General features: G+C 56.7%; 2 protein-coding genes. Both read right to left on the bottom strand.

Features of this window, described 5'->3' with window-relative positions:
• Positions 1-23: 23 nt before the first annotated feature.
• Entirely contained in the window at positions 24-2087 is a 2064-nt protein-coding gene (locus EOB59_RS34390) for a recombinase family protein (protein WP_095488790.1), read from the bottom strand.
• On the bottom strand, positions 2084-2499 hold a 416-nt coding region (locus EOB59_RS34385; RefSeq protein ID WP_206622103.1), incomplete at its 5' end, for a hypothetical protein. The genes EOB59_RS34390 and EOB59_RS34385, both read right to left, overlap by 4 nt.

The following is a 2499-nucleotide window of genomic DNA, read 5'->3' as shown; positions in this document are numbered from 1 at the left end:
TACGAACTATCATGTTGATACCCTCATTCGGTAGCGGATTGAGTAAAGTCGAGGTGTTGCCGCACGCCGGATTTGAGCTCTTTTATTGCGGCGATTGTTGCAGCGGCATCTGGAAACAGAACGCGTTTGTGAGTGGCGCTTTGGTGGATACTGATCACGCCATTGCGGATTCGATGCCGTATCCAGGAGCGAGAAACGTCCGCCGCCATCGCTAATTCAGACACCGATAGCCACCCGGGAATGTGGTGAGAGCGGGCTGGTGTAGACTGCCTCAATACGCGATGGCCTTGTCGGACGACCTGGACGGTGCGCACAGGAACGTAGCTGCGGCGCGGTGAGCGGAAACCTTCCTTAGTCAGTCTGGCAGCTATTGCCGTGTCGTCGAGCCCTTGATGAGCCAGTTCGAGCAGCCGGACCTCCATCTCGGCGCCGCGAGACAGGGCGCTCAAGGCATGAACTCTCGGCTCGACCTCGCGTTCGGTAACTTCACCGCCTCGCCAAACGATGCGGATCGTAATCCGATCTCGGACCACCCGTTGCAGGATCACTTTGTCGATCAAGCTGCGTATTAAGGCTTTCTTGCGTCCCCACTCTATGTCAGGTCTCTGCCAAAATTCAGGAAGTTGCGAACTGGCAGCGATAAAATCATTCTGTTCTGTCGGCGTCAGATCGTCAGATTGACTTTGCATCGCGCGATGGCGCTCAAGTGCATCCTCCGCTTGACGAAGCTCACGCAGAGCCCTCTCCCAACGGCGCTCCAACTCTGCCGCGATCAGCCGATTGTCTGGGTCAACCCGATCGTATTGCCGTTCTGCGAGCAGCGCTTGATAACGCAGCCGTTTGATCTGCTGCTCTTCAGCGCGCTCAAAAGCCTCGTCTGCCTGCTGACGAGCATCTTTGGCGTGCATCAACTCGGCCAACTCAGCCGGACTGGCCGCCGCGAAGAAGGCCTCAACGACGCGGGCGTCGATGGGATCGGCTGGCAAATGCTGGCATAGGGCTCCGCCCTGGCTGCGTGCCAGGAAGTTGCAGACGTAACGGTTGCCGTTCTTGTATTCAACGCCCATTTTATGGCCGCATCGCCCGCACCAGACAATGCCTTGCAACACCGCCGCGCCATCACGCGGCGCACCGCGTGTCTGGTTTCGTCGGTATTCAGCATGATTGTCAGTCAGCATGGTCTGGATCCGCTCGTAACGCTCCCAATCGAGATAAGCAGGATAACGGTCTTTCACTACGATTTTCCACTCTGCCATTGGCCGGCGTCGCGAGATGATCTTACCACTTGCATATCTGGTGTGACAGGACTGGGTGCGGCCATAGACAAAGGCGCCGGCATAGGCCGGGTTCTTCAACATCCCGGCAAGCATGCTGGCAGTTGGGACGCGCCAGATAACGTCGCCAAATCGATTTCGCCGCGGTATGGTGAGCGCACGATCCCGCAAGGAACGGATCACTTTTCCGACGGTGCCCAACTCCCAAAATGCAGAGAATATCAGGGCAATCCGGTCCTGCACTTCCTGGTTTGAATCCTTCATCACGACACCATTGGCGTCCCGCTCCAACCCGGCTGGTAATAGCAATGCCAGCTCGCCCCGCTTAGCCTTGCTGAGCAAACCGGCTGTCAGGCGGCCACGAAGCGTGTGCAATTCTACTTCCGAGATCGTACCCTTCAGGCCAAGCAACAAGCGCCCGTTGGCCGAGCCCGGATCGTAAATTCCGTCGCGGTCGCCGATGAGGCATTGCCGATAGCCGCATAAATCGAGGAGCGGGTACCAATCGGAACAATTGCGGGCAAGCCGTGTCACTTCATACGAGAGAACGATGCCAACTTCACCCAATGTGACGCGTCCAAGGAGATCTTTGAAGCCGGCCCGGTGAGCCGCCGCAGCTCCACTCTGGCCAAGGTCCGCGTCGATCACTTCGATATTGTTTTCGTCCCAGCCGAGATCTCCCGCACGCTGATGCAATGCATATTGCAGCCGCAGGCTTTCCTGGTTGTTGACCATCTGATGTGGTGTCGATTGCCGGATGTAAATCACGGCTTTTCGGCACAAATGCTGGGTCGTTATCAGATCCGACATCATGGCTCGCCCTCCAGAGAACCATGCGGGTCCGATAGGGGTGATTCGGTTTCTGACGTCAGGCTATCATGCTCAGGTATATCGAAGGAACTTTGCGGCGCCTGCGCCTTTGCAGAGCAGACAAGGCGAATAAAATCGCGAACGCTCGTAGTTGAAAGCTTGGCTAACGGCAGATCTGGTGCCGATGGATACAGATTGGTGGCCGAGATCGGAATCTTCAGGAAAACATCATCGCGGTAAACGACAAGAAGCTGACGATAGGGGTCGGCGCCGCTCGGTCTGCCCGCCAAAATGAAATCGCGCCCATAAAGTGGGTGCGTCGGATCGGCAACTGTTATCCGTTGATCATCCCCAAATCTAATTGGGGCATTAAGATGTGTGTTCGTAGACGCCATCCTCATCGAGGATGAGGGTG

Origin of the sequence: Mesorhizobium sp. M7A.F.Ca.MR.176.00.0.0 (assembly GCF_004023165.1) — a bacterium.
In the GTDB taxonomy this organism is placed as follows: domain Bacteria; phylum Pseudomonadota; class Alphaproteobacteria; order Rhizobiales; family Rhizobiaceae; genus Mesorhizobium.
Note: the sequence above shows the minus strand (reverse complement) of the source record. Positions and strands in the feature narration are given on the sequence as shown.